The sequence below is a fragment of the Leucobacter sp. BZR 635 genome (genome assembly GCF_048061935.2).
Lineage (GTDB): Bacteria > Actinomycetota > Actinomycetes > Actinomycetales > Microbacteriaceae > Leucobacter.
Window position 1 is genome coordinate 67,516 of sequence record NZ_JBLUNZ020000036.1, and the last position, 25,076, is coordinate 92,591.

At 67.9% G+C, this 25,076-nt stretch carries 29 protein-coding genes and 1 tRNA gene; 21 read left to right on the forward strand and 9 right to left on the reverse strand.

The genetic code is table 11. From position 1 onward, the window contains the following. Positions 1–57 precede the first annotated feature (57 nt). On the forward strand, positions 58–981 hold the full coding sequence (locus ACI1US_RS07265; RefSeq protein ID WP_461639373.1) for a methionyl-tRNA formyltransferase: 924 nt from the start codon (positions 58–60) through the stop codon (positions 979–981). Then, complete coding sequence (locus ACI1US_RS07270) at positions 978–2,639, forward strand: RsmB/NOP family class I SAM-dependent RNA methyltransferase (RefSeq protein WP_461639375.1); 1,662 nt, start codon at positions 978–980, stop codon at positions 2,637–2,639. The genes ACI1US_RS07265 and ACI1US_RS07270 overlap by 4 nt, the downstream gene beginning before the upstream one ends. Here ACI1US_RS07270 and ACI1US_RS07275 read toward each other — a convergent pair. Beyond that, positions 2,623–3,558 (reverse strand): DMT family transporter, encoded by a 936-nt coding sequence (locus tag ACI1US_RS07275; protein ID WP_461639377.1) that lies wholly within the window; start codon positions 3,556–3,558, stop codon positions 2,623–2,625. The two genes, ACI1US_RS07270 and ACI1US_RS07275, sit on opposite strands and share 17 nt — an antisense overlap. 70 nt (positions 3,559–3,628) lie before the next feature. Here ACI1US_RS07275 and ACI1US_RS07280 point away from each other — a divergent pair, with 70 nt between their 5' ends. The 5 genes from ACI1US_RS07280 (at position 3,629) to ACI1US_RS07300 (ending at position 6,816) form a co-directional block, all read left to right on the forward strand. Then, on the forward strand, positions 3,629–4,558 hold the full coding sequence (locus ACI1US_RS07280) for a LysR family transcriptional regulator (protein ID WP_461639379.1): 930 nt from the start codon (positions 3,629–3,631) through the stop codon (positions 4,556–4,558). After that, positions 4,536–5,231: a ribulose-phosphate 3-epimerase gene (gene rpe / locus ACI1US_RS07285; protein WP_461639381.1), complete on the forward strand. Its 696-nt coding sequence runs from the start codon at positions 4,536–4,538 to the stop codon at positions 5,229–5,231. The genes ACI1US_RS07280 and rpe overlap by 23 nt, the downstream gene beginning before the upstream one ends. 207 nt (positions 5,232–5,438) lie before the next feature. Then, on the forward strand, positions 5,439–5,852 hold the full coding sequence (locus tag ACI1US_RS07290) for a hypothetical protein (RefSeq protein ID WP_461639383.1): 414 nt from the start codon (positions 5,439–5,441) through the stop codon (positions 5,850–5,852). 76 nt (positions 5,853–5,928) lie between these two features. Continuing rightward, on the forward strand, positions 5,929–6,360 hold the full coding sequence (locus ACI1US_RS07295) for a PaaI family thioesterase (RefSeq protein WP_461639385.1): 432 nt from the start codon (positions 5,929–5,931) through the stop codon (positions 6,358–6,360). A 90-nt stretch (positions 6,361–6,450) separates the two neighbouring features. Next, positions 6,451–6,816, forward strand: coding sequence for a thiamine-binding protein (locus ACI1US_RS07300; protein ID WP_461639387.1), 366 nt, complete (start codon positions 6,451–6,453; stop codon positions 6,814–6,816). A 24-nt stretch (positions 6,817–6,840) separates the two neighbouring features. Here the strand turns inward: ACI1US_RS07300 and chrA are convergent, their stop codons facing one another. After that, complete coding sequence (gene chrA, locus ACI1US_RS07305) at positions 6,841–8,151, reverse strand: chromate efflux transporter (RefSeq protein ID WP_461639389.1); 1,311 nt, start codon at positions 8,149–8,151, stop codon at positions 6,841–6,843. A gap of 168 nt (positions 8,152–8,319) precedes the next feature. On the opposite strand from chrA, the gene ACI1US_RS07310 reads away from it, so the two are divergent. From ACI1US_RS07310 to ACI1US_RS07370, 13 genes are all read left to right on the forward strand, one after another. Next, positions 8,320–8,583 (forward strand): phosphoribosyl-ATP diphosphatase, encoded by a 264-nt coding sequence (locus ACI1US_RS07310; protein ID WP_059061754.1) that lies wholly within the window; start codon positions 8,320–8,322, stop codon positions 8,581–8,583. A 106-nt stretch (positions 8,584–8,689) separates the two neighbouring features. Then, on the forward strand, positions 8,690–9,532 hold the full coding sequence (hisG, locus tag ACI1US_RS07315) for an ATP phosphoribosyltransferase (protein ID WP_416549486.1): 843 nt from the start codon (positions 8,690–8,692) through the stop codon (positions 9,530–9,532). A gap of 12 nt (positions 9,533–9,544) precedes the next feature. Then, a complete protein-coding gene (gene hisF, locus ACI1US_RS07320) occupies positions 9,545–10,327 on the forward strand; it encodes an imidazole glycerol phosphate synthase subunit HisF (protein WP_416549487.1) in 783 nt (260 codons plus the stop codon). Then, entirely contained in the window at positions 10,324–10,779 is a 456-nt protein-coding gene (hisI, locus tag ACI1US_RS07325) for a phosphoribosyl-AMP cyclohydrolase (protein ID WP_416549488.1), read from the forward strand. Before hisF ends, hisI begins: the two co-directional genes overlap by 4 nt. Before the next feature lie 107 nt (positions 10,780–10,886). Further along, positions 10,887–12,521, forward strand: a complete 1,635-nt coding sequence (locus tag ACI1US_RS07330; protein ID WP_416549489.1) for an anthranilate synthase component I — start codon at positions 10,887–10,889, stop codon at positions 12,519–12,521. Next, entirely contained in the window at positions 12,514–13,140 is a 627-nt protein-coding gene (locus tag ACI1US_RS07335) for a Trp biosynthesis-associated membrane protein (RefSeq protein ID WP_461639393.1), read from the forward strand. The genes ACI1US_RS07330 and ACI1US_RS07335 overlap by 8 nt, the downstream gene beginning before the upstream one ends. 87 nt (positions 13,141–13,227) lie before the next feature. After that, positions 13,228–13,461, forward strand: a complete 234-nt coding sequence (locus ACI1US_RS07340) for an HGxxPAAW family protein (protein ID WP_416549492.1) — start codon at positions 13,228–13,230, stop codon at positions 13,459–13,461. A 2-nt stretch (positions 13,462–13,463) separates the two neighbouring features. Then, on the forward strand, positions 13,464–14,234 hold the full coding sequence (gene trpC / locus ACI1US_RS07345; protein WP_416549493.1) for an indole-3-glycerol phosphate synthase TrpC: 771 nt from the start codon (positions 13,464–13,466) through the stop codon (positions 14,232–14,234). Positions 14,235–14,267: 33 nt separating this feature from the next. Continuing rightward, positions 14,268–15,515, forward strand: a complete 1,248-nt coding sequence (trpB, locus tag ACI1US_RS07350) for a tryptophan synthase subunit beta (protein WP_416549494.1) — start codon at positions 14,268–14,270, stop codon at positions 15,513–15,515. Further along, on the forward strand, positions 15,512–16,300 hold the full coding sequence (gene trpA / locus ACI1US_RS07355; protein WP_416549495.1) for a tryptophan synthase subunit alpha: 789 nt from the start codon (positions 15,512–15,514) through the stop codon (positions 16,298–16,300). Before trpB ends, trpA begins: the two co-directional genes overlap by 4 nt. A 70-nt stretch (positions 16,301–16,370) precedes the next feature. Continuing rightward, positions 16,371–17,309, forward strand: coding sequence for a prolipoprotein diacylglyceryl transferase (gene lgt / locus ACI1US_RS07360; RefSeq protein ID WP_416549496.1), 939 nt, complete (start codon positions 16,371–16,373; stop codon positions 17,307–17,309). 11 nt (positions 17,310–17,320) lie between these two features. Then, the gene (pyk, locus tag ACI1US_RS07365; protein WP_416549497.1) at positions 17,321–18,784 is read left to right on the forward strand and encodes a pyruvate kinase; all 1,464 of its coding nucleotides are present in this window, start codon (positions 17,321–17,323) and stop codon (positions 18,782–18,784) included. A gap of 69 nt (positions 18,785–18,853) precedes the next feature. Next, a tRNA-Leu gene (locus tag ACI1US_RS07370) sits at positions 18,854–18,937 on the forward strand. 62 nt (positions 18,938–18,999) lie between these two features. On the opposite strand, the gene ACI1US_RS07375 is transcribed toward ACI1US_RS07370, so the two are convergent. The 6 genes from ACI1US_RS07375 to ACI1US_RS07400 form a co-directional block, all read right to left on the reverse strand. Continuing rightward, positions 19,000–19,395 (reverse strand): hypothetical protein, encoded by a 396-nt coding sequence (locus ACI1US_RS07375; RefSeq protein WP_461639397.1) that lies wholly within the window; start codon positions 19,393–19,395, stop codon positions 19,000–19,002. After that, positions 19,392–20,261, reverse strand: a complete 870-nt coding sequence (locus ACI1US_RS07380; protein ID WP_461639399.1) for an ABC transporter ATP-binding protein — start codon at positions 20,259–20,261, stop codon at positions 19,392–19,394. Before ACI1US_RS07380 ends, ACI1US_RS07375 begins: the two co-directional genes overlap by 4 nt. A gap of 20 nt (positions 20,262–20,281) precedes the next feature. Then, positions 20,282–21,025, reverse strand: a complete 744-nt coding sequence (locus ACI1US_RS07385) for a hypothetical protein (RefSeq protein ID WP_461639401.1) — start codon at positions 21,023–21,025, stop codon at positions 20,282–20,284. Between the two features lie 17 nt (positions 21,026–21,042). Beyond that, entirely contained in the window at positions 21,043–21,669 is a 627-nt protein-coding gene (locus tag ACI1US_RS07390) for a hypothetical protein (RefSeq protein WP_461639403.1), read from the reverse strand. A gap of 63 nt (positions 21,670–21,732) precedes the next feature. Beyond that, positions 21,733–22,323 carry a hypothetical protein gene (locus ACI1US_RS07395; protein WP_461639405.1) on the reverse strand — a complete coding sequence of 197 codons (591 nt, stop codon included), beginning with the start codon at positions 22,321–22,323 and terminating at the stop codon, positions 21,733–21,735. Between the two features lie 193 nt (positions 22,324–22,516). Continuing rightward, positions 22,517–23,065: an RNA polymerase sigma factor gene (locus tag ACI1US_RS07400; protein WP_461639407.1), complete on the reverse strand. Its 549-nt coding sequence runs from the start codon at positions 23,063–23,065 to the stop codon at positions 22,517–22,519. A gap of 306 nt (positions 23,066–23,371) precedes the next feature. On the opposite strand from ACI1US_RS07400, the gene ACI1US_RS07405 reads away from it, so the two are divergent. Then, on the forward strand, positions 23,372–23,980 hold the full coding sequence (locus ACI1US_RS07405) for an ANTAR domain-containing response regulator (RefSeq protein WP_059061781.1): 609 nt from the start codon (positions 23,372–23,374) through the stop codon (positions 23,978–23,980). 505 nt (positions 23,981–24,485) lie between these two features. Here the strand turns inward: ACI1US_RS07405 and ACI1US_RS07410 are convergent. After that, a partial coding sequence (locus ACI1US_RS07410) for an HNH endonuclease signature motif containing protein (protein ID WP_461639409.1) occupies positions 24,486–25,076 on the reverse strand: 591 nt, incomplete at its 5' end.

A 25,076-nucleotide genomic window follows, 5' to 3' on the forward strand; every position in this document is an offset into this window, starting at 1 on the left:
TCCAATCTTGCGCATGGCAGGAGCATAGCACCTGGAACACCTGCGAGAATAGACGATATGCGTATTCTCTTCGCCGGAACTCCGGAATTTGCTGTGCCGAGCCTCCGGGCGCTCGCCGCGGCAGGGCACGACATCGTCGGCGTCATCACGCGCGAGGACGCGCCGCTCGGCCGCAAGCGCGTGCTCACGCCATCGCCCGTCGCGCAGGCCGCCGAGGAGCTCGGGCTCGAGACGCTCAAGGCCAATCGGCTCGGCGAGGACGCGACCGCCTGGGCCGAGGCCCGCGGCGCCGAACTTGGCGTGATCGTCGCCTACGGCGGGCTGCTGCGCGAGCCGCTGCTGTCGCTGCCCAATCACGGCTGGATCAACCTGCACTTCTCCGACCTCCCGCGCTGGCGGGGAGCCGCCCCCGTGCAGCGGGCGCTCATGGCCGGCGAGCAGGATCTCGGCGTCACCGTGTTCCGCCTCGTCGAAGCGCTCGACGCGGGCGACGTGCTCACGCGCGACACGACGAGCTTCGCGCCCGGCACCTCCGCAGGTGTTGCGCTCACCCAGCTGTCAAGCACGGGAACCGAGGCGCTCATGCGCGCGGTCGACCTCCTCGCTGCGGATCCCTCCGCGGGCGAGCCGCAGGTCGGCGAGGACACCTACGCGCACAAGCTCAGCCGGGAGGACGGCAGGATCGAGCCGCACACCGTCTCCGCCGCGGCCGCACTCGCGCACTGGGCCGGCGTCACCCCGGAGCCAGGCGCCTACGCGCTGCTCGGCGAGCAGGCGGTCAAGCTCACCGAGCTCAAGCCCTTCGCCGGCGATGTCCCGGCGGATCTCGCCGCGGGAGAGGCCCGGCTCGTCGGCAAGACCGCGCTGCTTGGCTTTGCCGAGGGCGCCCTCGAACTCTCACGGGTGCAGCCGGCCGGCAAGCCCGCAATGGACGGAAACGCGTGGCTTCGCGGCCGCGGCGGAAAGGCGGAGCTCGCATGAGCCCACAGGACAACGGCGGATCGCGCGGCGGCGGGCAGCGCCCGGGCGGCGGTGCCGGGAACGGCGCAGCCGGTCGAGGTGGCGGCAACGGCGGCGCGCGCGGCGGGAACGGCGGCGGCAACGACCGCAATGGTGGATCCCGCGGCGGCAGCTCCCGTGGCGGAGGGCAGCGCGGCGGCAGCGGCCACTCCCGTGGCGGCCAGCGCGAACGCGCCCCGCGGGTCCGCATTTCGGGTGCCCGCATCGTCGCGTACGACGTGCTGCGCGACGTGGTCGACCGCGACGCGTACGCGAACCTCGCGCTTGCCTCCCGTATCCGCACCGCGCGCCTCGACTCCCGTGACGCGGGTCTCGCGACCGAGCTCGCGGCCGGAACGTTGCGCGGCCTGGGCCGCATCGACCGCGTCATCGAACTCGCAGCGGGCCGCTCGACCGAGGACATCGACCCGGTGGCACTCAACGTGCTGCGCCTCGGCGCGCACCAGCTGCTCTCGATGCGCACCGCGGCCCACGCTGCCGTGCACGAGAGCGTCGAACTGCAGCGGCGCGTCGGCAGCGAGCGCGCGGCGGGCTTCGTGAACGGCGTGCTCCGGGAGATCGGGCGCGCGACGAGCGAGGAATGGGACGACCGTATCGTCGCCGAGGCGAAGACCCCTGACGAGGCGCTTGCCGCCCGCGCTTCGCACCCCGCCTGGGTGCTGCGGGCCCTGCGCGACGCGCTGCGCGCCGAGGGCCGCGAGGCTGAGATCGAGGCGCTGCTCGAGACGAACAACGCGTCGCCGCGCGTGAACCTCGCGCTGCTCGAGGGCGCGGGCATCACGGCCGAGGAGCTCGCGGCGGTCGAGCCCGACCTGTTTGACGCGGTGGGCTCCTCTGCGATCGGACTCGAGCTGCACGGCGGCGACCCCGCGCGCGCGATGGCGACGGCCGAGGAGCAGGCGAGCGTGCCACCAGGGCTGCTCCGCGTGCAAGATCAGGGATCGCAGCTCGCCGCCCTCGCGCTCGTCCGCGCGACCCCCGTCGCGCAGGGCGAGCGCTGGCTCGACCTCTGCGCGGGGCCCGGCGGGAAGACGGCCATCCTCGCCGCTGAGGCGCTCGTCGAGGGCGCGACTGTGCGCGCGAACGAGGTGTCGGATCACCGAGCCGATCTCGTCCGCGACTCGGTCAGCGGAGTGGCTGCCCTGCCGGGTGACGTCATCGAGGTCGTCTCACACGACGGCCGTGAGGAGGACGCTTACGGCTGCGGGCGCGGCGAGCACGAGCTCTACGACCGCATTCTCGTCGACGCGCCCTGCTCCGGGCTCGGCGCGCTGCGTCGCCGTCCCGAGGCGCGCTGGCGCAAGCAGCCCGGCGACCTCCCCGAGCTCACGGCGCTGCAGAGTGAGCTCATCGACGCGGCAATCGCGCACCTGAAGCCGGGCGGCGTGCTCGCCTATGTGACGTGTTCGCCGCACCTCGCGGAGACGCGGGTGGGTGTGGATCGGGCGCTGAAGCGCCACCCCGAACTGCGCGAACTCGATGCGAAGGCTGCCGTGCTCGCCGCGTCGCGCGAGGGTGAAGCGCCTGATCTCGCTGGCGAGCAGCTCAGCGCGCAGCTCTGGCCGCACCGCCACGGCACCGACGCGATGTTCGTCTCGCTGCTCACGCGCGACAGCTAGCCGTGCCGCGGCGCGCGAAGCGTCGGTCGAAGACTCCCTGACTCGCGAGGATTCCCAGCACGACGATCGCGCCGCCGAGCGGCTCGTTCCAGTGCATCCCCTCACCGAGGAACAGCGCGCCGAAGGTGACGCCGACGACCGGGGTGAGATACGTCACCGTCGAGGCGCGCGCCGGGCCCCACTCACGGATGATCCCCGTGTACCAGATGTAGGCGATGCCGCTGCCGAGCACCCCGAGCGCCGAGATCGCGAGCACGACTTGCAGTGTGAGGTGCACCGCCCCTGTTGAGAGGACGGGCGCGGCGAAGAGTGCGAGCGCGGTCGCGAGCACCATCTGCATTGCAGCGATCGTGATCGAGTCGAGGTCAGTATGGGCGAGAAAGCGGCGCATGTAGAGCCCGCCAAAGCCGTAGCAGGCGGTTGCGCCGAGCGCCGCGAGGAGTCCCGGCAGCGAGACGCTGCCGCCGTCGAACAGCACTCGCCAGGGAGCGACGAGAACGACGACGCCGAGGATCCCGATCCCGAGCCCGATCCGTTTCGCGCGTGACAGTCGCTCGGTCGGGAGCAACAGCGGGGTGAGCAGCAGCGTCATGATCGGTGTTGTCGCGTTCACGATGCTCGCCACTGTGCTCGGCACCATCGTCTCGGCCCACGCGAACAGGGTGAACGGAATCGTGCACAGCGTCGCGGCGACGACCGTGAGGTGCAGCCAGGTGCGGGGGTGTCGCGGCCAAGCCCGGTGCGTGACGAGCATGATGATGACGAGGGTGGTCGCGCCCAGACTGACCCGGCCGAGCGCGACCTGGCCGGGGGAGAGCCCCACCAGGCTGACCTTCATGAACAGAAAACTTGAGCCCCACACGAGGGCGAGGACGGTGAACGAGAGGGCGGTCCGGGAAGCTCGGGGGTGCGGGGACATGCGGCTAAGCTTAGAAATCACTCGAGCATGAGACAAACGAATATTGCTCATGCATGCATGAAGGGGACTCATGGCACTCACGACGCAACAGCTGCGCGCGTTCGTAGGGGTCGCCGACAGCGGATCCTTTACCGACGCGGCCGCCGCGCTCGGGGTCAGCCAGTCCGCGGTATCGCACGCGATCGCAGGGTTGGAGCGCGAGCTCGCCGGGCCCCTCTTTGACCGGCGCACCCTCTCGCTCACCCCGCTCGGGCAGCGGACCATCGGGCACGCTCGCGCGGCAGCGGTCGCGATCGAGACCCTCGAAGCAGCCGCCCGCGGAGATCGATCCGTATCTGGGTCTGTGCGCTTGGGTGCCGTGCCGACTGTCTGCCGGGGGCTGCTCCCCGAACTCATCGAGGAGTGGGCTGCAGCGCTCCCAGAGGTCCGCGTGGACGTGTTCGAGGGCGACGACGACGAGATGCCAGAGTGGCTCGAGAACGGATTCGTTGACATCGCGATCCTCGTCGACCCGGCCGATCAGCCTGCGCACTCGAAGGTCGTTGACGTCGACGAGTATGCGGCGGTGATTCGTGAGGACCACCCCCTCGTTGAGCTTCCTGAGATTCCCCTCGCAGAGCTCGCCGACGACGGCATGATCGTGTCGAGCGGCGGCTGCGAGACGCACGTCCAGTCGATCTTCGCGGCCGCCGGAGTCCCGCTTGAGGTGCGGCACCGGGTGCGCGAAACGAGCACCCTGCTCGCGATGGTCGAGCAGGGCTTCGGTGTCTCGATTGTGCCGACGCTTGGGCGCGGCATGCTCTCCTCGAGTCTCCGCATGCGGCCGCTCGTCGAGCGCCGCGCACGGCGACTGGTGCTCGCCCTCCCCGGCAACCGAGATCCGCATCCGGTCGGTGCCGCGCTCCTCGCGCACACGAGGTCGCGTCGTGCCGCTTCGAAGCTGTCTGACCGGGAGGCCGACGCGCTGCCCGAGGGAGATGTCGCCGCGCAGATCGCCTAGACTCGTGAGCGTGACCGCGCAGCGCATCAACCCCAGCATCCTGTCCGCCGATTTCGTGAACCTCCAGGCAGAGCTCGAGGCCATCCGCACCGCGGATCTCGTGCATGTCGACGTGATGGACAATCACTTCGTTCCGAACCTCACGATGGGCCCGCCCATTGTGGAGCGGATTCAGGCGGTGTCGCCGATCCCGCTCGATATGCACCTCATGATTTCCGACGCCGATCGTTGGGCTCCCGGATACGCCGAAATGGGCGCGTACTCGGTGACGTTCCACGCCGAAGCGACGACCGATGCGGTGGCGCTTGCCCGTAAGATTCGCGACATCGGCGCACGCGCGGGGATCGCGCTCAAGCCCGGCACCGACCCAGAGCCCTACCTCGAGCTGCTGCCCGAGTTCGACCAGGTGCTCGTCATGACCGTCGAGCCCGGCTTCGGCGGCCAGTCGTTCATGCACGACATGATGCCGAAGCTGCGCAGGTTCGCTGAGGCGCGCGCAAAGCACGGCCTCGACGTGTGGCTGCAGGTCGACGGCGGCATCTCGGTCGACACGATCGGGATCGCGGCCGAAGCCGGTGCAGACACATTCGTCGCGGGCTCCGCGGTGTACGGTGGCGTGCCCGAGGAGCGGATCGCGGACCTCCGCGTCGCAGCTGCCGCGCACAAGCACTAGCGGCAGCACCGGCGCAGGCATTAGCGCAGGCATGGGCGCAGGCGTTGGCGCCGTCGTTGGTGCGGTCATTCAGCGCTGCCGCCCCGCGCTCGCGCCCCCGGGCAACACCTGCCGAGCGGTTGCGCCGCCGGAGTTCGCGGGAGACACTGGGCTGAACGGCCGCTCCGGTCATCGTGCCCGGCGGCCACTCCCGAAGGAGGCCCCACGATGCAGCAGCGCAGTCGCGACACGACTTCTCGACGGATCACGCGAACGCTGCACGTGTTGACGGTCGGGCTCGGTGCGGTGACGCTCGCGGTCGCACTCTGGCTTGTCGCGCGAGACGAGATCCTCTGGGGCGTCGCGGCGTGCTTCATCGGCATGGTGCCGATCGCCGTCTTGACGGTTCTCACGCCGAAGCAAGAAAGCCCAGTCGACCCGGCCCGGCAGCGCGCTCGGCTGCTGACCGCAGCGCGCGCCATCATCGCCGCGGGCGGAGCGATGACTGTCGCGGCTGTGGCGCTCGCGATCTGGGCCCCGAGCCCGCTCGTCGCGCTATTTGCGGCCATGGGGCCGGGTGCGCTGCTCGGCGGCTGGTCAGTGCTCGCCAGTGTGCGCGAGGATACGCGGGCGCAGAAGTAGCGCCACCTTCAGCGTGTGAGCCTGACGGCACTCGGCTCGGCAACGGCGTCGGACCACTGAACGACAGGGGTGTCGCATGGCTGAAGACGCAAAGCTCGTGGCGCAGCAGGTGCTCGAGGCACAGCCGTTTAGTCGGTTGCTCGGGACCAGGCTCACCCGGTGGGACGCTGAGGGGATCACCCTCGAGCTCGACGTGCGGGCTGATCTGTTGCAGCAGCACGGCTTCGTGCACGGCGGCGTGCTGTGTTACCTCGCGGATAACGCGGTGACGTTTGCGGCTGGGCAGGTGCTCGGCACGGGCGTGCTCACCGCGAGCGTGAACCTCCACTATCTCAGGCCCGCGAAGGGCGACCTGGTGATCGCGCGGGCCGCCACGCAGGCAAATACCTCGGGGCGGGCGGTCGCCACCGTCGAGATCTACGCGGCGACCGGCGGTGAGGAATACCTGTGCGCGGCGGGTTCGGGGACCGTGTCGGCGATACGGGCAGCGGGCGCGCCACGCGGCTGACGCCGCGCTACAGGTGGTTTCCGAGAAGGCCTGGCATCTTCGACCGGTAATCTTTCACGAGTTACCAGTCAAGGACGAAAGGACCCCTTCGTGATTCTCGCGTTTTCCGTTGCCCCGAGCGGCGGCCAAGAGCACCCAGACGGATCGGTTGTTGAGGCGGTTGCCGAGGCGATCCGTGTCGTGCGCGACTCCGGCCTTCCGTACCGCACGAGCAGCATGTTCACCGAGATCGAGGGGGAGTGGGACGAGGTCTTCGACGTCGTGAAGCGCGCAACCGAGGCCGTCATGCCGTTCGGTTCGCGGGTGTCGCTCGTCATGAAAGCCGACATTCGCCCCGGCCACACGGGCGAGATTGACGGGAAGCTTGAGCGCCTCGAGGAGGCCGTTGCCCGCAGCGTGGGCGAGTCGAACCCCGATGAGGTGCGCGGACGCGCCCGGCACGTCCGCACCGCGTAACCAAAACCGCAGCTGGGGCGGGCGCTACGCCAGCCCGAGGAGGCCGAGCCCCGCGCCGGCCCCAGCACCGAGCAGCACCACCAGCCAGATCGGTGGGCGCCAGCGCCAGAGTGCCAGGCAGCACAGCAGCGCGAGCGCGAGTGTCGCGGCACCGTTGCCCGCAGCAGCCGCGACGAGGTGCACGAGCGCGGCCGCGAGGAGGCCCACGACCGCGGCGCTCGCGCCCAGCACGGCAGCATTGCCGCGAACGCTGCGGCGGAGCAGCTCCCAGAAGGGCAGCGCCCCGAGCAGCAGCAAGAACCCGGGGACAAAGAGCGCGATGAGCGCGAGCGCCGCACCCGCCGCCCCGCCCGGGCCGACTGTGGCGATCGCGCCAAGGTAAGCGCCGAAGGAGAACAGCGGCCCCGGCATCGCCTGTGCGACGCCGTAGCCGGCACTGAAGTCCCCCTCCGACACCCAGCCAGTCGCCACGAACTCGGTGTGGAGCAGCGGCAGCACGACGTGGCCGCCGCCGAAGACGAGCGATCCCGCGCGCAGTGACGCCGCGACGAGTGCGAGCCAGCCATCGCCGCACGCGCGGCCGACGACTGTCGCCGCTACCCACAGCACGCCGAGCGCGCTGAGACAGGCGAACCCCGCACGGCGGGAGACGCGGCCGCGCCTCAGCGGTTCCGCAGCAACTGTGTCTTCGATCCCATCCGTGGCAACTCCCTCCGGGGCAACCGCCGAGCCCTGAGCCGCGGCTTCGGTCCGCGCGAGCGCGGCGCGCGCGGCTCCCACGCACGACCACGCGCCGACGGCGGCACCGATAGCGATGACCACGAGCTGCGTGACGCCACCGGGCCACAGCAGCGAGGCGGCGAGGGCGGCGATGCCGAGGCCCAGCCGCGTGAGGTCCGGCGTGAGCGTGCGCGCCATGCCGACGACAGCGTGCGCGACGACGGCGACCGCGACGGCCTGCAGCCCCAGCAGCGCGCCGTCCCAGAACGGGCCGGTGAGGAACCTCCCGCCGACCGCGACGAGATACATCAGCAGCGCTGACGGGAGCGTGAACGCGACGAACGCCGCGACCGCGCCGGGAAGCCCGGCGCGCCGGAGTCCGAGGCCGAAGCCGACCTGGCTTGATGCGGGCCCGGGGAGGACCTGGCAGAGGGCCACGAGGTCGGCGTAGTCGCGATCGGAGACCCAGCCACGCCGCGTCACGAGCTCGCTGCGGAAATATCCGAGGTGTGCCACGGGGCCGCCGAACGAGGTGAGGCCCAGGCGCAGAAAGGTGCTGAACACCTCTCTCGTTGAGCCAGGAGGGGTCGCCGCCGGCTGGGTCGTGTGCTGCACGCAGACACCGTAGCGGGCGAAGGTGACGGGAAGGTGGCCGAGTCTCGCGCTGCGCTGGCCCGTGCAACGGCAGCCGCGAGCTCCCGGACAGCCTCGGTGCGAGGGGCGCTCCGGTCGGTTCGGTGCTGGATGCACGAGAGGCGGCCCGCGCCCTGCTAGTCTTGACACGTGAAAACCTTCGACACGCTCTTCGCCGAGCTCGCCGAGAAGGCCGCATCGCGGCCCGACGGCAGCGACACTGTCGCCCGGCTGGACGCTGGCGTGCATTCGATCGGTAAGAAGATCGTCGAAGAGGCAGCAGAAGTCTGGATGGCGGCCGAGTACGAGTCGTCAGAAGCCTGCGCCGAAGAGATCAGCCAGTTGCTGTACCACCTCCAGGTGCTCATGCTCGCGAAGGGCATGACGCTTGAAGATGTGTACACGCATCTGTAGCGTCAACGCTCGGCTTGAGCCCCGCGTTGGCGCGTTTCGCTGACCTTTGAAACTCACTCGGCCGATCCACACGCGTGCCTCGGCCACGATGGAAGGAAATTTCCACATGCTGCGAATCGCAGTTCCGAACAAGGGCGCCCTGGCCGAGGTTGCCGCAGAAATGCTCGCCGAGGCCGGATACTCAGGCCGCAAGGACTCGCGCAAGCTCGTGCACTCGGACCCGAAGAACGACGTTGAGTTCTTCTACCTCCGCCCCCGCGACATCGCCACCTATGTAGGTTCGGGCGCGCTCGACGTCGGTATCACCGGCCGAGACCTGCTGCTCGACTCGGGCTCGGAGGCCCACGAGATCGCAGAGCTCGACTTTGCCGACTCGACGTTCCGCTTCGCGTCGCCCGCTGAGGGCGATATCAAGGAGCTTGAGGATCTCGCCGGCAAGCGGGTCGCGACGAGCTACCCGACGCTCGTCGACACCTTCCTGCGCAAGCGCGGCATCGAGTCCACGCTTGTGAAGCTCGACGGTGCGGTCGAATCGGCGGTGCAGCTCGGCGTCGCCGACGCGGTCGCTGACGTGGTGTCCACCGGGGCCACGCTCCGCGCCGCGGGCCTCGATATCTTTGGCCCGGTTATTCTCGAATCGACCGCCGTGCTCATCGGCGGGCCGAGCCAGCACGCAGGCATCGAGCGCCTCATGCGCCGCCTGCGCGGCGTCCTCGTCGCGCGCAAGTTCGTGCTCATGGACTACGACCTTCCCGTCGAACACCTCGACGACGCGATTGCGGTCGCGGGCGGAATCGAGTCGCCCACGGTGTCGCCGCTGCGCGACGAGGAGTGGGTCGCCGTACGCGTGATGGTGCCGGCCGACGAGGCGAACTTCATCATGGACCGACTGTACGACCTCGGCGCGCGGGCGATCCTCGTCACCGCGATCCACGCCGCACGGCTGTAAGGGGCGCGCATCATGACTGTTGCAGTACGCGTGATTCCCTGCCTCGACGTCGCCGGTGGCCGCGTCGTGAAGGGCGTGAACTTTCTCAACCTGCAAGACGCGGGTGATCCGGTCGAACTCGCGGCGAAGTATGCGGAGCAGGGCGCGGACGAGCTGACGTTCCTCGACGTCACGGCGACCGTCGACGGCCGCTCGACAACCTATGACGTCGTGCGGCGCACCGCCGAGCAGGTCTTCATCCCGCTCACGGTCGGCGGCGGCGTGCGCGAGGCCGACGACGTTGCGAGGCTCCTCGAGGTCGGCGCTGACAAGGTCGGCATCAACTCGGGCGCGATTGCGAGACCCGCGGTAATCGGCGAGATCGCGGACCGCTTCGGCGCGCAGGTCGTGGTGCTGTCACTCGACGTGAAGCGCAGCGAGAAGCAGCCGAGCGGCTTCGTCGTGACGACGCACGGCGGCAAGCGCGAGACCGAGCTCGATGCGCTCGAGTGGTGCCGCGAAGCGGTGGATCGGGGAGCGGGCGAACTGCTCGTGAACTCCATGGACGCCGATGGCACACAGGACGGATTCGACCTCGAGCTCGTGCGGAAGGTGCGCGAGCTTGCCTCAGTGCCCGTGATTGCCTCCGGCGGTGCCGGTGAACTCGAGCACTTCGCGCCGGCGGTCGACGCCGGCGCGGACGCGGTGCTCGCGGCCTCCGTCTTCCACTACGGGAAATTCACGATCGGTGACGTCAAGCAGGCGCTCGCTGACGCCGGGCACACCGTGCGGCTCGGCGGGGGAGCCACCGCATGAGCGTGGAGCCACGCGTCACCGACGCCGAAGCCGGAAGCGATGCCGGAGCCGAAGCCGGAAGCGATGCCGGAGCCGACACCGGGGCCGACACCTCCGCTGCCGAGGCCGCGATCGCTGGGCTGAAGTTCGGCGTCGACGGGCTGCTCGCGGCGATCGTGCAGGACGACGAGTCTGACCGCGTGCTCATGCTCGCCTGGATGGACGCAGAAGCGGTGCGACGCACGCTCACCACGGGCCGCGTCACCTACTGGTCGCGCTCGCGCGGCGAGTACTGGCGGAAGGGCGATACGTCCGGGCACCGGCAGTACGTGCGCTCGGTGGCGAGCGACTGCGATGGCGACACCCTGCTGGTGCGCGTCGTGCAAATCGGCGCGGCCTGCCACACGGGCACGCGCAGCTGCTTCGACGGGCGCGAGCTTTCGGCCGTCGTCGGTGATCCAGCGGCCGAATAGCTGCGTACGTCTCAGCCCCGCCCGAGCCGGGCGGGGCTGAGACGTTTCTGACGATCGGCGGAACCCAGCGCAGGGTTCGCCCCGGAACCGAGAGATAGGCTGAGACAGTGAGCAACACCACCACCCGCGCCGAGTTCGATGCCGAACGGCAGGCCCACGCCGTCATTCCCGTCCGGCGCGAGATCTTCGCCGACGCAGACACCCCCGTGAGCATCTACCGCAAGGTTGCGGGATCGCGCATCGGTACCTTCCTGCTGGAGTCCGCAGAGCAGGGCGGCGTGTGGACCCGATTTAGCTTTGTCGGCGCGGGCAGCTTCGGCGTGCTGGGCGAACGCGATGGCCGCGCGCAGTGGACGCCAAGCGCCGAGACAATTGGTGCACCGCTGAGCGAGGACCGGCTGCTGCCAGGAGGCGTGTCTTCGCTGCAGCCCGTCGAGGCATTGCGCGCGGCCTACGAGCGCTGGAAATCACCCCAGATCCCCGGGCTTCCGCCGCTCGCGAGTGGCTTCGTCGGGTATCTCGGCTGGGAGACCGTCAGGCAGTTCGAGCGCCTTGACGCACCGCCTGCCGTGAGCACGGGGCTGCCGACGCAGGGCCTGAGCTTCGTCTCCGAACTCGTCGTGATTGACCACCGTGAGGGCTCGGTGATCCTCATCGCGAATGTGCTCAACGACCGGGTGCTCAACGCTGGCACGCTCGCGGGCGACGCCGCCGGGCAGGTCGACGGTGATGCCGGGCAGCTCGACGCTGATGCGCAGTGGGGTGATGCTGACGCGCAGTGGGCTGACGCGCAGCGGAGGATCGACGCGCTGCAGGCCGCGCTCTCAGCCCCCGAGTCGTCGCCGCTTGGCGTGCTTGACCGCTCGGCGCTGCCGGATCCCACCCGTCTGACGACGACGCCGGAGTTCATGGCGACTGTCGAGGCCGCGAAGCAGTACATCGTCGATGGCGATATCTTCCAGGTGGTGCCCTCGCAGCGCTTCGACCAGGAGTGCACGGCTGACCCGCTCGACGTGTACCGGGTGCTCCGTCACCTGAACCCGAGCCCCTTCCTGTACCTCGTGCAGCTCGAAGACAACGAGGGCGTGCCCTTCTCCGTGGTCGGTTCGAGCCCCGAGGCGCTCGTCACTGTGCAGGAGCACGGCCACGTGCGGACGCACCCGATCGCGGGCTCAAGGCCGCGCGGCGCGACGATCGAGCAGGATAAGGAGTTTGCGAAGGATCTCCTCGCCGACGAGAAAGAGCGTGCCGAGCACCTCATGCTCGTTGACCTCGCCCGCAACGACCTCGCGCGCGTGTGCGAGCCGGGCAGCGTCGAGGTGACTGACTTCATGATGATTCAGCGCTTCAGCCACATCATGCACATCGTTTCCTCGGTGGAGGGCCAGGTGCGTGCCGGGCAGAACCCGATCGACGTGTTCAAGGCCACCTTCCCCGCTGGCACCCTGAGTGGCGCGCCAAAACCCCGCGCGCTCGAGATCATTGATGAGCTCGAGCCGGTCGAGCGCGGCGTCTACGGGGGAGTGGTCGGCTACTTCGGCCTCGGCGGTGCTGCCGATCTCGCAATCGCGATCCGCACTGCGACCATTCGCGACGGCGTCGCAATGGTCCAGGCGGGAGCTGGGATCGTCGCAGATTCCGTGCCCGAGACTGAAGACGCAGAGTGCCAGAGTAAAGCCGCGGCGCCCCTTCGGGCGATCGCGATCGCGAATTCGCTGAGTAGGACGGACCCACATGCCTGAGACAGGCCCCAATAAGCTCACGAGCAAGGCCACCCTGATCGGATTTGTGATCGTGGCAGGCGCGTTCGCGTTGCTCGCCTCGGTGCAGCGGTGGATCGACCTCGAATTCCTTCCCGGTGCCGCGACGGTAGAGCGGATCTCGGTCACCGGGCAGCAGATGAGCCCGGCGCTCACACTCGTCTCTCTCGCTGCGCTCGCGGCTGCGCTCGTGCTGACGATCGCGGGCAAGACGTTCCGGCGTATCATCGGCGGCCTGATTGTGCTGCTCGGCGTCGGCCTCTCGTACGCGGGGCTCACCGCGGTCACCGACCCGCTTGCGGGCGCGAGCGGCGTCATCGAGGAGGTCAGCGGCATCGCGGGTGAGGCCCAGAGCACCCTGCTGAGCTCGTCGGCGGTGTCGATCTGGCCAACTTTAACCGTGGTCATCGGTGCGCTGCTCGCGCTCTCGGGACTGCTCGTGCTCATCTTTGGGGGGCGCTGGAAGGCAGCCGGCAGAAAGTACGAGTCCGGCGGCGCACAGGCGAAGCAGCGTTCAGCGACGGCCCCGACGGACGACCGCATCTCTGACTGGGATGCGCTCTCTGACGGGGGAGATCCCACCGACTTCGACGAGCGCTAGCCGCGCCACGCGCCAGCGCATTCGCTGAATGCTGGGAATTCCCGGTAAGATTAACTTGTCCGATTGTGCACCTGCCAGAGGAGATTCATGAGTAACCAGCACGGAGACCCCGGTCACGGCGATTCGCCCGCGGCATGGACGGCAGTGGTGGTGATGCTCATTGGCATTGCGGCCGGAACCGTATTCTTCTTCCTGCAGATGCCGACACTCGTATGGGTGTGCGTCGGCGTCGTCGCCCTCGGCCTGATCCTTGGCGGGATCCTCGCGAAGGCGGGCTACGGCGTTAAGGGCCCCCGTTTCACTCCGAAGTCACACGACTAACGGTGCTTGACGAACTCCTCAAGGGATCCCTCGAGGACGCGAAGTCCCGCAGGCAGGTTCGCCCGTACTCCGCCGTAGAAGCGGAGGCGCTGGCGCGCCCGGCCGCGCTGGATGCGCTCGCGCAGCTCGCCCCCGCCGATCACATCCGTGTGATCGCCGAGGTGAAGCGCGCGAGCCCGTCCCGAGGGGATCTTGCGGAGATCGCCGAGCCGCAGGCGCTCGCGAGCCAGTATGAGTCTGGCGGCGCGAGCGTCGTGAGTGTCCTCACGGAGGAACGCCGCTTCAAGGGGTCGCTTGCCGATCTTGAGGCCGTGCGGAAAGCCGTGAGTATTCCCGTGCTCCGCAAGGAATTCATCGGTGAGGAATACCAGATCCTCGAGGCGCGCGCAGCGGGGGCGGATCTCATTCTGCTCATCGTGGCTGCGCTGCCGCAGGAAACGCTCGAACGCCTGTACGCGTTCACCCTCGAGCTCGGCATGACGCCGCTCGTTGAGGCGCACACCGCCGACGAGGTCGCCCGCTCGGTTGACCTGGGCTCACAGCTCATTGGCGTGAACGCCCGTGACCTGTCGACATTCGAGCTCGACCGCGAGCTGTTTGGCCGCGTGGCCGACCAGATCCCGGCGGGCGTGATCCGCGTCGCGGAGTCCGCCGTTCTCGGCGTCGACGACGTTGCACGCTACCGCGAAGCCGGTGCCGACGCGATTCTCGTGGGCGAGGCGCTCGTGACGAATGACCCGATTGCGACGCTTGCATCGTTCTTGAGCGTCTAACTCGCTTCCCCTACGTCTCTTTGAAAGGCGACCATGTCAGATCAGACCTCAGTGACGAGTCTCAGGGATCAGCAGGGGCCGTTCTTCGGCTCCTACGGTGGCCGGTTCATGCCGGAATCGCTGATCGCTGCGATCGACGAGCTCTCTGACGCCTACCAGGCAGCAAAGGCTGACCCGGAGTTTCAGGCGGAACTGCTCGACCTGCTCCGCGACTACGCGGGCCGGCCGTCCCCGATCACCGAGGTGCCCCGCTTTGCGGCGCACGCGGGCGGGGCGCGCATCTTCTTGAAGCGTGAAGACCTCAACCACACCGGGTCTCACAAGATCAACAACGTGCTCGGCCAGGCGCTGCTCACGAAGCGACTCGGCAAGACCCGCGTCATCGCCGAGACCGGAGCGGGCCAGCACGGTGTCGCGACCGCCACGGCCGCCGCGCTGCTCGGGCTCGAGTGCGTCGTCTACATGGGCGAGGTCGACACCAAACGGCAAGCTCTGAACGTCGCGCGAATGCGGCTGCTCGGCGCCGAGGTCATCCCCGTGACGACCGGCTCACGCACGCTCAAGGACGCGATCAACGAGGCCTACCGCGACTGGGTCGCAACGGTCGAGCGCACGAACTACGTCTTCGGCACGGCCGCCGGCCCGCACCCCTTCCCGGCGATGGTCAGGGACTTCCAGAAGATCATCTCGGAAGAGGCGCGCGAGCAGCTGCTCGCGAAGAACGGCCGACTTCCCGACGCGGTCGTCGCCTGTGTCGGCGGGGGATCGAATGCGATCGGCATGTTCGACGCCTTCCTCGACGACGACGCGGTGAAGCTCTACGGCGTTGAAGCCGCGGGTGACGGTGTCGACTCCGCACGCCACGCAGCCTCGATCGAGCGCGGCAGGCCAGGCGTGCTGCACGGCGCACGCACCTACGTGCTGCAGGACGAAGACGGGCAGACCGTCGAGTCGCACTCCATCTCAGCAGGTCTCGACTACCCGGGCGTTGGCCCCGAGCACTCGTGGCTCGCGGACCTGGGTCGCGCCGAGTACATTCCGGCGACCGACGACGAGGCGATGCAGGCGCTGAGGCTGCTCAGCCAGACCGAGGGCATCATTCCCGCGATCGAGTCGGCGCACGCGCTTGCAGGTGCGATCCGCATCGGCAAGGAGCTCGGCCCCGACGCGATCATCGCCGTGAGCCTCTCCGGCCGCGGCGACAAAGACATGGCCACCGCCGGCAAATACTTTGGGCTGTTCGACGGCACCGAGCTCGAGGCTGAAGGGATCACCGAATGACCGCGTCAACCGTGGAAGCCGCGATCCTCACGGCGAAGCGCGAGCGCAAGGGTGCCCTCATCGGCTACCTCCCCGTCGCCTTCCCCGACCTCGACACGAGCGTTGACGCGGCAATTGCGATGGCGCGCTCCGGTGTCGACGTCATCGAGTTCGGCGTCCCGTACTCTGACCCGGTGATGGACGGCCTCGTGATTCAAGAGGCAACGCAGACCGCGCTGAAGGCAGGGTTCAAACTGCCGCAGCTGTTCGAAGCGATCCGCCGGGTGACCGACGTCGTCGATGCCCCCGTGCTCGTGATGACGTACTGGAACCCCGTCGTGCAGTACGGCGTCGAACGGTTTGCGCGCGACCTCGCTGCGGCCGGGGGAGCCGGGCTGATCACGCCCGACATCACACCCGACGCCGCCGCGGAATGGATCGAGATCAGCAAGCGCGTTGGCCTCGACCGCATCTTCCTCGCCGCACCGACATCAAGCGATGAGCGGTTGCGCATGATCTCGGAGCACAGCACCGGGTTCGTATACACCGTCTCGACCATGGGCATCACGGGGGAGCGCTCCGAACTCGATGCCGCGGCGCGCGTGCTCACCGGCAGGCTTCGCGACGCCGGGAGCAACCTTGCCTGTGTCGGCATCGGCATCTCGAACGCCGAGCAGGTCGCCACAACCCTCGAATACGCTGACGGCGCGATCGTCGGAACCGTATTCGTGCGTGCCCTCAGAGATGGGGGTGTCGAACGACTTACCCAGGTCGTTCGTGAGATTGCTGCTGGAGCCAGCAGATAGGATTACATCTGGTGCCGTGGGAGACCGCAGCCGCCGCCAGTGAACAGATTCGCCCGCGAAAGAGGAATCAATGATTCTCCCGCTCAGTATCCCGAGCCCCAGCTTCCAGTTCTTTGAGATTGGTCCGCTGACGATCCACCTGTACGCCCTGTGGATCATCTTCGGCGGTATTCTCGCGGCGATCTGGACAGGCAGGCGGCTCACTGCGCGCGGTGCCGAGCGTGGCGTCGTGCTCGACTTCGCAGTCTGGGCGGTGCTGTTCGGCATCATCGGCGCGCGCCTCTACCACGTCGTTACGCACTGGGGCTACTACTTCGCGCCGGGCCGCCAGTGGTGGAACCCGTTCGAGAAGGACGCCATCTGGAACATCTGGGACGGTGGTATCGCGATCTTCGGTGCGCTCCTCGGCGGCGCGATTGGCGTGCTCATCGCTTCGCGCCTCACCGGCGTTCGCTTCCTTTCGTTCGCTGACGCACTGGTCCCGGGCCTCCTGCTCGCGCAGGCGTTCGGCCGCCTCGGCAACTACTTCAACCACGAGCTCTTCGGCGGCCCCACCACGGCACCGTGGGGGCTCGAGATTGCCTCCTCGAACCCGGCGTTCCCGATCGGCCTGCCCGAGGGCACACTGTTCCACCCGACCTTCCTGTACGAGATCGTCTGGAACCTCGTCGGGATCCTCATCCTGCTCGCCCTCGAGCGCAAGCTGCAGCTGCGCTGGGGCAAGCTCTTCTCGCTGTACCTCATCTGGTACGGCATCGGCCGCGCGATCATCGAGTCGATGCGCGTGGATCCGAGCCTGCTCTTCCTCGGCATCCGTACGAACGTGCTCGCCGCCCTGCTCGCGATCGTGCTCGGTGTGGTGCTCTACATCGTGCAGCGTCGCCGCCACGTCGGCATCGAGACCTCGGTCTACCTCCCCGGCCGTTCAAACCCGGCGGATTCGGTGCTCAAGGACACGGCGGACCCCGAAGAATTCCATCATGTGATCACCCGCGGCAACGCGGAATAGAAGGAGTAGCCATGCGCCACGCCAAGATCGTCGCGACCTGGGGCCCAGCGGTCTCGAGTTACGACCACACCCTCGAGCTCATCAGCGCGGGAGTGAACGTCGCGCGCCTGAACATGTCTCATGGCACGTACAACGTGCACGAGGGCATCTACCGCAACATCCGCCGTGCTGAGGTCGAGGTCAAGCGCCCGATCGCTGTGCTCGCGGACCTGCAGGGACCGAAGATCCGTCTCGATACCTTCGCCGACGGCCCGCACGATCTCGCGGTCGGCGACGAGTTCGCGATCACCACGCGCGACGTGCCCGGCGACCGCACGCTCTGCGGCACGACCCACAAGGGGCTGCCCGGTGACGTGAGCGTCGGCGACCCGCTGCTCATCGACGACGGCAAGATCACCCTGCGCGCGACGAAGGTCACCGAGGACACCGTCTACACCGTTGTCGAGGTTCCCGGAACTGTCTCGAACAACAAGGGAATCAACCTGCCGGGCGTCGCAGTGAACGTGCCCGCGCTGTCCGATAAGGACGAGGAAGACCTGCGCTGGGCGCTGAAGCTCGGTGTCGACTACATCGCGCTCTCGTTCGTGCGCGACGCGGCTGACATCAACCGCGTGCACGAGATCATGGATGAGGAGGGCATCCGCCTTCCGGTCATCGCGAAGATCGAGAAGCCGCAGGCCGTCGACAACCTCGAAGAGATCGTCGCTGCATTCGACGGCATCATGGTCGCCCGTGGCGACCTGGGCGTCGAGATGCCGCTCGAGCGCGTGCCGCTCGTGCAGACCGAGGCGATCGACATTGCGCGCCGCAACGCGAAGCCCGTGATCGTCGCGACGCAGGTCTTCGAGTCGATGATTGAGAACCCGCGCCCGACCCGCGCCGAGGTCTCAGACTGCGCGAACGCGGTGCTCGACGGCGCGGACGCTGTGATGCTCTCGGGCGAGACGAGCGTTGGCGCGTTCCCCGTTGAGGCAGTGCAGACCATGGCCCGCATCATCGAGACGACCGAAGACCACGCGCTCGACCGCATCAAGCCGCTCACCGTTGCTCCGCGGAGCCAGGGTGGCGTGCTCACCCGCGCGGCCGCCGAGGTCGCTGAGTTCACTGGGGCACGCTACATTTGCGTGTTCACCGAGTCGGGAGACACGGTGCGCCGCATGTCACGCCTGCGCAGCACGATCCCGATCATCGGCTTCACGCCGTCGGTCGCGACGCGCCGCCGCATGGAACTCACGTGGGGCGCGCGCAGCATCGAGATGCCGCGTGTCGGCAGCACCGATGAGATGTTCGCACAGGTCGACGAGGTGCTTGAGCCGCGCGACAACATCGAGCTCGGTGAGCGCGTGCTCATCATTGCCGGGTCCCCTCCCGGGGTCGTTGGCACGACGAACACGCTGCGCATCCACCGCGTGGGCGAGACGAGCGGTAACCTCGTTGAGGCGGCTCCTCGCAAGCACACGCTGAGCGGAGAGTAGTTCTTCGGGCGGGCTGTTGCCCGCCCAAGGTCTTCGTGACCGGCTCCAGTGCAGTAAACTGGAGCTCTTGCCGGATTGGTGGAATGGTAGACACGGCGCACTCAAAATGCGCTGCCGAGAGGCGTGCGGGTTCGAGTCCCGCATCCGGTACCAGAATTGAACGGCTCGGACGCCCGCTACACGCGGGGTTCGAGCCGCGTGTGCACCGTCGCATCTCAGCCCGGCGGCGGCCTGTCACAGGCTGAGAACGCGAAGCTCAGGAGCGTCGCGACACCCCGCCCGCGGCTGGTCGTGATCTCACTGATAGACGCGTTCTTGGCATTCTCCGCGAGGGCGTTGAGCGCGTAGACCGTGTCGTCTGGGCCCGTGAACGTGAGCACAGGGTCGCCGTCGGCGTTTGGAACGCACGCGATGGTGCCGTGATCCACAGAGAGATTCCAGGCCCGCCCGAACTCATCCGCCGTGACCTCCTGCGGATTCGTCGCAGCGGAAAACGTGAACTCCTCGTCGAGCGGGAAGTCTTCGGGGTGCAGTGCTCCGCAGCCCGCAGCCGTACTGGCGAGAAGCACCAGGCCAGCGGCGGTGAGCGCGGTTGTTGTGCGTCTGTTCATGGTGAGTCCTCCTGAGTGATGAGCATCATGTAGCCGTCCTCGAGCGTCGGATCAGCGGCTTCGGCGTCGGCCGGGGGAGCCGCGGTAACGACGCGATAGCGCGGCCCGGCGGCCGTCATCATCGCGTTCACCACCGTGGCACCTGGCGGCGGGAGTCTTCCTGGGGCGGTGAGCCAGGTCCGGCCGAGCGCGCCATCGACGAGGCCCGAAGTCGGCCCTGCGAAGGCGACTCTGCCGGCTCTGAGGACACAGACATACGGGCAGGTCTGTGCAACGTCGTCGAGGATGTGGGTGGAGAGCAGCACCGTGCGCTGCTCGCCGAGGCCCGCAAGCAGCGTGCGAAACCGCATCCGTTCCTCGGGATCGAGCCCGGCGGTTGGCTCGTCAACCACCAGCAGCCGCGGGTCGCCCATGAGGGCCTGCGCGATGCCAACGCGGCGGCGCATGCCCCCGGAGAATCCACCGATCCGCCGGTCGCGCGCATCGGCAAGCCCGACCCTGGCGATCAGCTCATCCGCTTGCGAGCGCCGCGTCGCGGCAGAGGCGACCCCTTTGAGCACGCCGATGTAGTCGAGGAACTCTCGCGGGGTGAGCTGCGGGTACGGCTCGATGTCCTGCGGGAGATACCCCAGGGTCATCTTCAGCGCGCGGCGTGCGCTGTGTGCCGCCAGGTCGTAGCCGTCGACGGTGACTCGCCCGCGGCTCGGCTGGATGATGCCGCAGAGTATGCGCATGAGGGTGGTCTTGCCGGCCCCGTTCGCGCCCAGCAGCCCGATGAGGCCCGTCGGTAGATCCAGGGTGACCTCGTCGAGGGCGGCGGGTTTCTTGCGAAAATCCTTGCTCACGCTGTCGAATGAGATAAACATGGTGTTCCTTTCGAGTGTGGCTAACGTCGCCGCCGTAGGTCGGTGATTGCGGATGCGCTCGCCAAGAGCAGCGCTACGACACCGAACTGCCAGAGCAGCGAGAGCAGCGCGCTCAACGCTGTCGGGTCGGCGGCGAGCGGGCCGAGCGTTTCGTAGATCGGTTGCGCCAGGAAGAGGCCAGCGACGACCTGGTCGCCGACGAGGGTGAAGAACGTGCCGTTGAGTACCGGCACCGGGATGAGGGGGCTGGAGAAGCACACCCACAGCCACAGCAGTACTGCGGGGACTCGCGCGATGCCGCGGGGGAGGAGCGCCCCGCAGCACGCTGAGATCGCGATAGCGGTGAGCCCGCTCGGCAACACGACGGTGAGCGCGACAGCCAGGGCTCCGAGCATGGCGGCAGGGCGTCCGTTCACGGTCTGCACGCCTCCCCAGATCAGCAGGACACAGAGGGAAGGGAAGAGGGCAACGGAGAGCGTTCCGATGAGCCGGGAGGCGCGCAGCAGGCCCGCGCGAACCGGCGTCGATGACTCAAGCTCGGCAATGCCCGCGCGTCCGTGCGCGGTGAAATAGTCGGTGAAGGCCGCGGAGTACGCGATCCCCGCAAACATGCCAATGATCTGCCCCGCGAAGGCGAGCTCGGAGATGCCGCCGTCCTGCGGCGATGCCGGTGAAATGAGGGCGAGGAGCGCGGCGAAGCCGGTCAGCAGAGTCGTGGAGACCCAGAGGAGGGCCTGGCGGCGAGCCAGGGTGGCGTGCGCCATGACGATCCGCGCCGGGTTCACGACGAGGCCTTCTGGGCGATGTTCTTCTCGGCGTCGCCGAGCCGCCGCCAGGCCACCCAGCTCATGCCCGCAGCTGCTGCGAGCGGCAGCCCGCGCTGCGCGCCGAGGGGCACGACGTACGGGTCCCAGAGCATGGTGAGGAAGATCCACGCGGCGATGACGCTCATCGTCGCTGACGAAGTGCTCCCCGACAGTGCCGCGGAGAGCAACCCCACGGCGGTGAGGAATACCACCGCGCCAAGGGGGTTCGCGATGCTTCGCCAACCGAGATCGCGAGGCCACACGCTCAGCTGGTGGAGCGGCACGAACATCAGCACTGCGCCCACGCTCGAGCCGAGAGCTACGACGGCCGCACGCATCACCTGGGTGACGCGAAACGATGCGGGCGAGGCCTCGTGCAGCTCGACGAGTGGGTCGCCGGTGAGCGAGACCGCCGCGGCGATCCCGACACTCAGCGGAAAGATCGCGGTGAGCCATGTCAGTAGTGTCGCCGTGTACACCGGCGACCAGAACGCTGCTGCGAGCAGCCCGCCACCCGCGACGAGGCACGCGACGAAGATCGGCGTGAGCAGCAGCGGAGCGCCGACCCGACGCACCTGCGCGAGCAGCAGCGTAACAATCATTGGACACCAATCTGTGAGGGCGGGTCCCTCACTCTCGTGAGTAGCGGCCGGGAGCGCGGCGGTTCACGAGGCCGGGTGAGCTTTCAGCAGCGGGCGCCGGGCGAGTAAGACACCGAGCGCGAGGAATGCGCAGCCGAGACCGGCGACCGCCACCGCCGGAACAACCTCCTGCGCCCCGGCGATGAGCCCGCCGAGGCCGATCCGCGCGGCATCGTCTTGCGCGGGGGTCAGCCAGGGCAGGGCGAGGATCCCCGCGACAGCGCCCAGCCACGGGGCGACGGAGACGGACACGAACGTGACGAGGCCCGCGGCACATAGCAGCGGCGCGAACCACACCGCAATGAGCGCGCCGGGTGAGCCAATCGCAGCCAGGGCCGACGCGGCCCAGGACGCGCAGACGGCACTGACCAAGTTCACGGTGAGCGCCATCACGACCCGCGACAGGAGCACAGTTCGCGGCCCGATCGGAGTGGTGAGGGAGACCCCGTCTCTGGCGCGCGCCGACAGCGCCATGGACACTGAGATGATCCCGCCGAGCAACGTCACCATCACAAAGCCTCTCGCGGCCGCGTGGCCGCCCTCGAAGAAGCGCGCAGCGAAGACCGCGAGCGTCGCGGCGAGAAGGGCGACTGGGCCCATGAGCCAGGGGGCCACTCGCAGCTGTGCAAAGAGGAGCGCGGCTGCGGCGCGGAGGCGTCTCCGCGCCCCCCACCGCGGTCTTGCCAACGGTGACGGGCGGGCGAGGACGCGCGCCCACACCTCAGCAAACGGCGGCATTCCCTCCGCGGCGCGAGCCTCGAGCCGCGCGAGGGCCGCCCTTGTTAGCTCGCCGCACGGCGGTTCTTGCTTAGGATCCATGATTTCCCCGAATCTGTGATTGCAGGATCGCGCGGGCCCGCGACACTCGACTCTTCACCGTGCCGACGGGAATCCCGACGGCGACGGCGACCTCCGCGTACGGAAGCCCGTGCAGCCACGCCAGCGTGACCACCTCGTACAGCTCAGTCGGCAGCGCCTCGATTGCCGAGGTTACGGATTGCGCCGCGGCGGCCTCAGCCACGATATTTGCGGGATCCTCGGACTCTGGACCAGCGACGTCATACTTGTCATCGAGTGGCACGGTGGGCAACCGGATTCCGCGCAGGTGCGTGTGCGCCTGCCGCCGGGCAATTCCGAGGAGCCAGGTCAGTACCTGGCTGTCGCCGCGAAAGCCCTGTGCTGAGCGCCAACATCCCAGCCACACGTCGCCACACACCTCCTCAGCAAGTCCTCGATCACGAACCCGACGCCTCACGAAGCCGTATACGACGGCTCCGTACCTCTCGTACAGCTCCCGCAGCGCGCGTTCGTCGCCTGTGCCCACGCGGCGCAACAGCAGGGACGGGTCAGGGGCCATGCTCTGTTGGTAGCGTGCGGGGCGAGAAAGGTTCACGATGACGGGTGCTCATGGTGTGGGCGGGGATCCGGGTGACGGCGAGGCCGACAACCTCTCTCAGCAATACTCCGTCAGCCGACGCATCGCGGCAGAGTTGGAACCAAACTGTGATCCACCGCGGCTTCGTAGGCGTGGGGTTCTAAGCTGTACTCAAGTGCGGCTGCTTCTAACGCTCTGAAGCTGAGTATTTCGCTTGATTTTGCTTCGGATTTCCCCCACGCTGGGAAAACTGGGTGTTATTCAATTGAGATCCCGTAAGCTTGAGGCGTGAATGACCAGAGTGTTGCACCGACCACGCCACGGCGTGTAGTTGTCGCAGAAGACGAATCCCTCATCCGACTCGACATCGTTGAGACGCTACGCGACAACGGTTTTGACGTTGTCGGTGAGGCCGGCGACGGTGAGACCGCTGTCGCCCTCGTAAAAGAGCTCCGCCCCGACCTCGTCGTGATGGACGTGAAGATGCCGAAGCTTGACGGCATCTCGGCCGCTGAACAGATCAACGAGGAGCACATCGCTCCCGTCGTGCTGCTCACCGCATTCAGCCAGCGCGAGCTCGTTGAGCGCGCGACCGAGGCAGGTGCGCTCGCCTACGTCGTGAAGCCGTTCACCCCCGCAGACCTCATCCCGGCAATCGAGATCGCGCTCTCGCGCTTCCAGCAGATCGTCGCCCTCGAGAGCGAGGTCGCTGACCTCGCCGAGCGCTTCGAGACCCGCAAGCTCGTTGACCGCGCGAAGGGCATCCTCAACGACAAGATGGGCCTCTCGGAGCCCGAGGCGTTCCGCTGGATTCAGAAGGCATCGATGGATCGCCGCCTGACCATGCAGGACGTCGCGAAGACGATCATCGACCAGCTCGGCCCGAAGAAAGACTAGCTTTCGATCGCTGGCCGCTAGGTCGGCAGAGTCCACACAAAAGCCCCGCCTCGGCGGGGCTTTTGTGGTTGCTGGGTGCCCCTGGCCAGCGCGCTCGGCGGCTTCCTCGGTGACTTGTCCGCAGGCCTGGCATCCTCACTGCCCCGATTCATCCAGACCGACTCCTGCAAGGGGCAAACACGGGGCGGAATGGAAAATAGGAGGTCATCTAGCTCAATAACATGATCGTGTTCCACCCTCCTGCGAACCCGCAGCAGCCCCAGTTCTGGCTAGTTGGTGTGGCGTGGTGCGGCTGCCGCGGGCGCTTCGCGCCCTTGCCGGTTTCGCAGGTGGGCGCGGGAGGAGCAACTTTTGGAACTCCCGCGGCCGGGTGCATGCCACTGGCTGAGGAGCCTCGCGGTGGCTCCCGCGGTGGAAGCCACTAGCGAAGACCGCATTATCGTGGGCGTGCCGCAGCGGCTCGGTGGGGGAGCGACTTGGTAGCTGGCCCGGTTACGGTTAGTAGTTAGAAGGGGTGCAGTTCTGGCTCTTTGACCGCGGGCTTAAACCTGACGCGATGTTTTGGCGCGTGTCGTGAGGCCCGTTGTTCCGGGAGTAGATCCCGTGGCCTGTCGATGTGGATGCGCCCGGACGGCGCGGTCCACTCCAACACTCCGCCCGCAAGCTGTCTTACTGTCCAGTCCGAGTTGCCTTTCAACGTGTGGTGGCTGCGGCAGAGATGTGCAAGGTTGTCGGTAGCTGTGGGCCCGCCGAGGGCTGCGTCGATGGTGTGGTCGATTTCGGATCGGTACACCGGGGACACGCAGCCGGGGAACCTGCAGTGTCCGTCACGAGCGACGAGGAACCGTTCCTGTGACTTGTTCGGCCGGTATGTGTCTGTTCTGATGACGGTTCCTGTGTGAGTACAGACCGTGACGAGGTCCCACTGCTGCCGACCGGCAATCAGTGGCCGTACCGAGTCGATATCGATCGGCCCGTAGCCCTTCAGCTCGCACTTCACGCCACCTGCTGGCATGTTGCTGTCTCGGCTGATGCTGCCGCCATGGGTAGCGAGCAAAGCGTCGACGCCTGCTGCGGTGAGGACAAGCTGCACCCG

Bases quoted from the DNA above. Each gene is read 5' to 3' on its own strand.
- ACI1US_RS07265 (WP_461639373.1), top strand. From the start codon at position 58: ATGCGTATTCTCTTCGCCGGAACTCCGGAATTTGCTGTGCCGAGCCTC.
- ACI1US_RS07270 (WP_461639375.1), top strand. From the start codon at position 978: ATGAGCCCACAGGACAACGGCGGATCGCGCGGCGGCGGGCAGCGCCCG.
- ACI1US_RS07275 (WP_461639377.1), bottom strand. From the start codon at position 3,558: ATGTCCCCGCACCCCCGAGCTTCCCGGACCGCCCTCTCGTTCACCGTC.
- ACI1US_RS07280 (WP_461639379.1), top strand. From the start codon at position 3,629: ATGGCACTCACGACGCAACAGCTGCGCGCGTTCGTAGGGGTCGCCGAC.
- rpe (WP_461639381.1), top strand. From the start codon at position 4,536: ATGTCGCCGCGCAGATCGCCTAGACTCGTGAGCGTGACCGCGCAGCGC.
- ACI1US_RS07290 (WP_461639383.1), top strand. From the start codon at position 5,439: ATGCAGCAGCGCAGTCGCGACACGACTTCTCGACGGATCACGCGAACG.
- ACI1US_RS07295 (WP_461639385.1), top strand. From the start codon at position 5,929: ATGGCTGAAGACGCAAAGCTCGTGGCGCAGCAGGTGCTCGAGGCACAG.
- hisG (WP_416549486.1), top strand. From the start codon at position 8,690: ATGCTGCGAATCGCAGTTCCGAACAAGGGCGCCCTGGCCGAGGTTGCC.
- hisF (WP_416549487.1), top strand. From the start codon at position 9,545: ATGACTGTTGCAGTACGCGTGATTCCCTGCCTCGACGTCGCCGGTGGC.
- hisI (WP_416549488.1), top strand. From the start codon at position 10,324: ATGAGCGTGGAGCCACGCGTCACCGACGCCGAAGCCGGAAGCGATGCC.
- ACI1US_RS07335 (WP_461639393.1), top strand. From the start codon at position 12,514: ATGCCTGAGACAGGCCCCAATAAGCTCACGAGCAAGGCCACCCTGATC.
- ACI1US_RS07340 (WP_416549492.1), top strand. From the start codon at position 13,228: ATGAGTAACCAGCACGGAGACCCCGGTCACGGCGATTCGCCCGCGGCA.
- trpB (WP_416549494.1), top strand. From the start codon at position 14,268: ATGTCAGATCAGACCTCAGTGACGAGTCTCAGGGATCAGCAGGGGCCG.
- trpA (WP_416549495.1), top strand. From the start codon at position 15,512: ATGACCGCGTCAACCGTGGAAGCCGCGATCCTCACGGCGAAGCGCGAG.
- lgt (WP_416549496.1), top strand. From the start codon at position 16,371: ATGATTCTCCCGCTCAGTATCCCGAGCCCCAGCTTCCAGTTCTTTGAG.
- pyk (WP_416549497.1), top strand. From the start codon at position 17,321: ATGCGCCACGCCAAGATCGTCGCGACCTGGGGCCCAGCGGTCTCGAGT.
- ACI1US_RS07375 (WP_461639397.1), bottom strand. From the start codon at position 19,395: ATGAACAGACGCACAACAACCGCGCTCACCGCCGCTGGCCTGGTGCTT.
- ACI1US_RS07380 (WP_461639399.1), bottom strand. From the start codon at position 20,261: ATGTTTATCTCATTCGACAGCGTGAGCAAGGATTTTCGCAAGAAACCC.
- ACI1US_RS07385 (WP_461639401.1), bottom strand. From the start codon at position 21,025: ATGGCGCACGCCACCCTGGCTCGCCGCCAGGCCCTCCTCTGGGTCTCC.
- ACI1US_RS07390 (WP_461639403.1), bottom strand. From the start codon at position 21,669: ATGATTGTTACGCTGCTGCTCGCGCAGGTGCGTCGGGTCGGCGCTCCG.
- ACI1US_RS07400 (WP_461639407.1), bottom strand. From the start codon at position 23,065: ATGGCCCCTGACCCGTCCCTGCTGTTGCGCCGCGTGGGCACAGGCGAC.